Source organism: Streptomyces alkaliterrae (assembly GCF_007097205.2).
In the GTDB taxonomy this organism is placed as follows: Bacteria; Actinomycetota; Actinomycetes; order Streptomycetales; family Streptomycetaceae; genus Streptomyces; species Streptomyces alkaliterrae.
The window spans coordinates 1-5997 of the sequence record NZ_VJYK02000323.1 but is presented as its reverse complement, the minus strand read 5'-3'; the positions used below and the strand labels follow the sequence as shown (position 1 = coordinate 5997).

Sequence of the window (5997 nt, the reverse complement as noted above, 5' to 3'; positions counted from 1 at the left end):
CCGCCGACCTGCCTCCCCCCGCCGACCTGCCGCCCAGCCGCCGCTCACCCGGTCGGCCGCCGCCTCCACGTCCAGATCCGGCCGGGCCGCCGACCCGCGCCCGGTGGCCGAGCCGAGATACTCCGCCGCCCGGAAATCCGCCACCGGCTGGTCAGACTGCGGCGGGACGCCGGGGACCGGCCCGCCCCCGACCGGCGGCCCGCCGCACTGCTCGCGGTGCAGTTGCTGAAGCGCGCTGGTCAGCGCCCTGTCGTCGCCGATCACCACGGGCTGTCGGTGACCGCGCCGAGCGAGCGCCCGGCACAGCTCCTCCAGCCCGGACGGCAGACACACCTTCGCGCCGGGCGCACCGGCGCACAACACGTCCCGCGCGATGCGCACGGACTCCCCGTCGTTCTGCCGGGCGGCCGGGTCGATGACCACGAGCAGGTCTGGAGCCGACACCTTCGTCCTTCCTCAGGTAACCTCTCGGTGCAAGAGCCCCTGCCGCTGTTGCGCCAGGGGCTTCGTCTATCCGGGGCACCGGTCCAAACGGCTCTCCAGGTGGCGGTCACCGAAACCCGCCACTTCCGCACGTGGGACATGCCCCGAAGGGAAGGGGTGTACGCCTGTGCCCGCACTCGTGCTGCTCGGCGCTCAGTGGGGTGACGAAGGCAAGGGAAAGGCCACCGACCTGCTGGGCGGTTCCGTCGACTACGTCGTCCGCTTCCAGGGCGGTAACAACGCCGGTCACACGGTGGTCGTGGGCGACCAGAAGTACGCCCTGCACCTGCTGCCCTCCGGCATCCTCTCCCCCACCTGCACCCCGGTCATCGGCAACGGCGTTGTCGTCGACCCGTCCGTCCTGCTCTCCGAGCTGGGCGGTCTGAACGAGCGTGGCGTCGACACCTCCAAGCTGCTGATCAGCGGCAACGCCCACCTGATCACCCCGTACCACACCGAGGTCGACAAGGTCACCGAGCGCTTCCTGGGCAAGCGTAAGATCGGCACGACCGGTCGCGGCATCGGTCCCACCTACGCCGACAAGATCAACCGGGTCGGCATCCGGGTGCAGGACCTCTTCGACGAGTCCATCCTGCTCCAGAAGGTCGAGGCCTCCCTCGACTTCAAGAACCAGGTGCTCGCCAAGCTCTACAACCGGCGCTCCATCAAGCCGGAGCAGGTCGTGGAGAACCTGCTCGGCTACGCCGACCAGCTCCGCGGCTACGTCTGCGACACCACCCTCGTCCTGAACAACGCGCTCGACGAGGGCAAGGTCGTGCTGTTCGAGGGCGGCCAGGGCACCCTCCTGGACGTCGACCACGGCACGTACCCGTTCGTCACCTCCTCCAACCCGACCGCCGGCGGCGCCTGCACCGGCGCGGGCGTCGGCCCGACCCGCATCAACCGGGTCATCGGCATCCTCAAGGCGTACACCACCCGCGTCGGCGCCGGCCCCTTCCCGACCGAGCTGTTCGACGCCGACGGCGAGGCGCTGCGCACCATCGGCGGCGAGAAGGGCGTCACCACCGGCCGCGACCGCCGCTGCGGCTGGTTCGACGCGGTCATCGCCCGCTACGCCACCAGGGTCAACGGCCTCACCGACTTCTTCCTCACCAAGCTCGACGTGCTCACCGGCTGGGAGCGCATCCCGGTCTGCGTGGCGTACGAGATCGACGGCAAGCGCGTCGAGGAACTGCCCTACAACCAGAGCGACTTCCACCACGCGAAGCCGATCTACGAGTTCCTGCCGGGCTGGTCGGAGGACATCACCAAGGCGAAGACCTTCGCCGACCTGCCGAAGAACGCCCAGGGCTACGTAAAGGCGCTGGAGGAGATGTCCGGCGCACCGATCTCCGCCATCGGCGTCGGCCCCGGCCGCGACGAGACGATCCAGATCAACTCCTTCCTGGACTGATCACAGCCGCCCGGCTCCCGGACCGGGCGCGGTGACACCCCACCGCGCCCGGCCACCGGCGGCCGGCACTGGGGCGCGCGAGAGCAGCGGTCACCGGGGCGCGCGGGTGTACGCCCAGGCTCGCACCCCCGCCACGCGCCGCGCCCCGCCTCCTCACGCCGCCGCCGGCCTACACCTCCACCAGCAGCTCCCGCAGGCCCCGGATCACATACCCCGGCCGCCACTGCGGCTCGCTGACCAGCCGCAGCCCCGGAGCCCGCAGCAGCAGCGCCCGGAACGACGCGGCCAGCTCGACCCGCGCCAGCGGCGCGCCGAGGCAGTAGTGGATGCCGACCCCGAAAGAGATGTGCGGGTTGTCCGCCCGGCCCAGATCCAGCCGGTCCGGTTCGGCGAAGCGCGCCGGGTCCCGGTTCGCCGAGCCGAACAGCAGCGCCACCTCCGCGCCACGCGGCAGCACCGTGTCGCCGATCGTCACCTCCTCCAGCACCCATCGCTCGAACATCTGCAGCGGCGTGTCGAACCGCAGCAGCTCCTCCACCGCGCTCGGCAGCAGCTCCGGCTCCGCCCGCAGCCGCGCCAGCTCCGCCGGGTGGCGGAACAGCGTCCACCAGCCGTTGACCGTGGAGTTCACCGTGGCCTCGTGCCCCGCGTTGAGCAGCAGCGCGCACGTGGACACCATCTCCTGCTCGCCGAGGCGTGCCCCGTCCCCGTCGTGCACCGCGATCAGCGCGCTGACCAGGTCCTCACCCGGCTGCCGGCGCCGGAGCGCCACCAGCTCCCGCAGGTACGCCGAGAACTCCTCGGCCGCGCGCACCGCCCGAGCGGCCGTCTCCCGATCCGGATTCAGCTCGAACATGCCGCAGATGTCCGCCGACCACGGCCGCAACAGCGGCCGGTCCGCCTCCGGCACGCCCAGCATCTCCGCGATCACCGCCACCGGCAGCGGTTCGGCGACCGCCGTCAGCAGATCCCCTCCTCCTTCCTCGACAAGCCGACCCACCAGCTCGTCCGCCATACGCGCCACCGTCGGCGCCAACCGCTCCACCATGCGCGGGGTGAACGCCCGGGAAACCAGCCGCCTGATGCGCGTGTGGTCCGGCGGCTCCAGATCCAGCAGCCCGTGCGCGTTCAGCGTGTGGAACGGCTCCTCCTCGGGCGGCGGCGCACTCCGCCCGAACTCCTCGTGCGAGAACCGGTGCAGATAGCTCCGCCCCAGCCGCCGGTCCCGCAGCAACTCCCGCACGTCGTCATAGCCCGGCACCAACCACTGGCGCGACGTCTCGTACCAGTGCACCCGCCCGGACCGCCGCAGCTCCTCGTAGACCGGATACGGATCGGCCACGAAGGCCGGCGACCACGGGTCGAATCCCCTCACACCATTCATCACCCGAAGCTACGCCCCCCAACCCCCACCCCACACACCCGTTCGAGTGAACGTGATCAAGACCCACCAGCGCTCGATTAACGCTTGCGTCAACTTCACGCCTCTCCTGCTTGTCGCCGGCGACAAGGCGGGTGACTGGCGCGGCTGGTACGACGCCAACATCCCCGTCGCGGAGAAGCGCTACGCCGCGCACCTGAACGAACTCGATCTCCGGGAGTACGAATGACGACGACGCGTTGGGACGAACTGAAGCGGCAGGTCTACGAACGTCGAGAGGCCGCCGGTCTTCCTATGCGCACTGCGGAGGAGAAGCGGCAGGCCATGGCACGGCTCGACGCCACGATCCGTGCATACAGGCTCGCGGAGATCCGGCGCGAGCAGGCGCTCACCCAGCGCGGTGTCGCCGAGACGATGGGGGTCTCCGCCCCTCGTGTCTCTGCCCTGGAGCACGGCGAGATCGACCGCACCGAGGTGGCCACTCTGCGCTCGTACGTCGAGGCGCTGGGCGGACGCCTGCGTGTAGTCGCCGACTTCGGCGACACCGAGTACACCGTGGGCTGACTCACGCGGTACGCCACCCGGCGGCGTCAGGAGACGCCGCCGGGGCGGACCAGGCCGGATTCGTAGGCGTGGACGACGGCCTGGGTGCGGTCGCGGAGGCCGAGCTTCACCAGGACGCGGCTGACATGCGTCTTCACCGTCGACTCCGCGACCACCAGTGCCGCCGCGATCTCCACGTTCGACAGGCCCTGGGCGATCAGCGCCAACACCTCCGTCTCCCGCTCGGTCAGCGCCTCGTGCCGCCCGACGGCCGCCGCGCGGTCGCCGCGCGGCGGTCCCGCGCCGGGCACTCCGGCGGCGGGCCCGCCGGCGGGCGCGAGCCCCGGCGCCTCCGGCAGCCGGGCGAACTCGGTGATCAGCCGCCTGGTCACCCGGGGCGCCAGCAGCGCCTCCCCCGCGGCCACCACCCGTACCCCGTCCGCAAGTTGGCGCGCCGACGAGTCCTTCAGCAGGAAGCCCGACGCGCCGGCCCGCAGCGCCTGGTACACGTACTCGTCGAGGTCGTACGTGGTGAGGATCAGCACCCGGGCAGCGGAGACGGCGGCGATCTCCCGGGTCGCCTCCAGCCCGTTCATCTCCGGCATCCGCACGTCCATCAGCACCACGTCCGGGCTGAGTTCGGCCACCGCGCGGACCGCCTCGCGGCCGTTCGCCGCCTCCCCGACGACCGTGATGCCCGGCTGCGCGTTCAGCAGTACGGAGATGCCCTCCCGGACCATGGCCTGGTCGTCCGCGAGCACCACCCGGATCGTCGCCGCCGTGTCCGGCCCCGCCCCGATGCTCACACCGCCGCCTTCGTCAGCACGACGCTGGTCGGCTCCGGCACCGCGAGACCGCCGTCAGACGCCACCGCGACCGGCAGGAACGCCTCCACCGCCCAGCCGCCCTCCGGCGTCTCACCGGCGGCCAACTCACCGCCGAGCAGACCCGTCCGCTCCCGCATCCCGACCAGCCCCTGCCCACTCCCCCGGGCATCCGGCCCGGCCGGACCCGTCGGCTGGTCGTTCACCACGCGTAGCCCCAACCCGCCCAGTACGTAGGAGAGTTCCACGCAGGCCGCAGCGCCCGGCGCGTGCCGCAGGACATTGCTCAGCGCCTCCTGCACGATGCGGTACGCCGACAGCTCCACGCCCGGCGGAAGCCCCCGCACAGCGCCCGTCGTCACCAGCCGCGCCTCCCGGCCCGTCTCCCGCACGTTGGCCAGCAGCGTCCCGATGTCCGCCAACGTCGGCTGCGGCGCCTCCGGTTCGCCGTCCGACTCCGCGTCGGTCCGTACGACGCCCAGGACGCGGCGCAGCTCGGTCAGCGCCGTCACCGCGTTCTCCCGGATGACACCCAGCGCCCGCACCAGCTCCTCCGGCGGGTCCTCCACCCGGTACGGCGCCGCCTCCGCCTGGATCGCGACAACCGACATGTGGTGCGCGACCACGTCGTGCAACTCCCGCGCGATGACGGTCCGTTCCTCCAGCAGCGTGCGGCGCGACCGCTCCTCGGCGACCACCGCCTCCTGTTCGACGACCTTCCGCCGCGAGTCCCGCCACCCGCGCAGCCCCGCCACCACCAGCAGCAGCATCCCGTAGGAAATGGTGGTGGCCGCCGCGTTCGGCGTCTGCCACGGGTACATGACGGCCGCGACCACCGCCGCCATCCCCGTCAGCACGCCGAGGGACACCACCGTCCGGGGCCGGGAGCGCCACGCCACCACGACCAGCACCAGCGCGTGCACGGCCAGCCCCGGCACATGCCCGTACCACCACGGGTCGCCGCCCGCGAGCAGCGCCGGCACCAGCACCGTCGCACCCAACGAGCACCACAGCGCCATCAGCGGACGTGTCAGCAGCACCACCGCGGGCGCCACGACGACCAGCGAGGTCAGCAGCGCCGGAATCCCGCTCCCCTGCGTGTACCGGGCCGCGAAGTCCGCGCAGAAGACAAGCACCGCCGCCGCCACCACCGCCGTCTGCGGCAACCGCCGCACGGCCCGCCGCAGCGGCCCCGGCAACCGGTCCGGCCACCGGGCCGCCCCGAACCTGGCGACCGGCCGGAACTCCCGTATCGGCTCCACCAGATCAGCCCGGAACGCCGCCCACGCGTCCCCCACCATCGCCAACTCCGTACGCGGATCGCTCGGCTCCGACACCCCGGCCCACCGACC

Annotated in this window: 6 protein-coding genes and 1 pseudogene; 3 read left to right on the top strand and 4 right to left on the bottom strand. The window is 72.2% G+C overall.

Features of this window, described 5'->3' with window-relative positions:
* Positions 1-444 (bottom strand): annotated as a pseudogene (locus FNX44_RS29180) (diacylglycerol kinase); the annotation flags it as partial.
* A gap of 166 nt (positions 445-610) precedes the next feature.
* On the opposite strand from FNX44_RS29180, the gene FNX44_RS22635 reads away from it, so the two are divergent.
* The gene (locus FNX44_RS22635; protein WP_143650638.1) at positions 611-1897 is read left to right on the top strand and encodes an adenylosuccinate synthase; all 1287 of its coding nucleotides are present in this window, start codon (positions 611-613) and stop codon (positions 1895-1897) included.
* A 169-nt stretch (positions 1898-2066) separates the two neighbouring features.
* Here the strand turns inward: FNX44_RS22635 and FNX44_RS22630 are convergent, their stop codons facing one another.
* Entirely contained in the window at positions 2067-3281 is a 1215-nt protein-coding gene (locus FNX44_RS22630; protein ID WP_143650637.1) for a cytochrome P450, read from the bottom strand.
* A gap of 46 nt (positions 3282-3327) precedes the next feature.
* On the opposite strand from FNX44_RS22630, the gene FNX44_RS22625 reads away from it, so the two are divergent.
* Together FNX44_RS22625 and FNX44_RS22620 are read left to right on the top strand one after the other, a co-directional pair.
* Positions 3328-3507 carry a hypothetical protein gene (locus FNX44_RS22625; protein WP_143650636.1) on the top strand — a complete coding sequence of 60 codons (180 nt, stop codon included), beginning with the start codon at positions 3328-3330 and terminating at the stop codon, positions 3505-3507.
* On the top strand, positions 3504-3842 hold the full coding sequence (locus tag FNX44_RS22620) for an XRE family transcriptional regulator (protein WP_143650635.1): 339 nt from the start codon (positions 3504-3506) through the stop codon (positions 3840-3842). Before FNX44_RS22625 ends, FNX44_RS22620 begins: the two co-directional genes overlap by 4 nt.
* 26 nt (positions 3843-3868) lie before the next feature.
* Here the strand turns inward: FNX44_RS22620 and FNX44_RS22615 are convergent, their stop codons facing one another.
* Both FNX44_RS22615 and FNX44_RS22610 read right to left on the bottom strand, forming a co-directional pair.
* Positions 3869-4561, bottom strand: coding sequence for a response regulator (locus FNX44_RS22615; protein WP_143650639.1), 693 nt, complete (start codon positions 4559-4561; stop codon positions 3869-3871).
* 62 nt (positions 4562-4623) lie between these two features.
* Positions 4624-5997: sensor histidine kinase (locus tag FNX44_RS22610; RefSeq protein WP_228450123.1), on the bottom strand; the 1374-nt coding region annotated here is incomplete at its 5' end.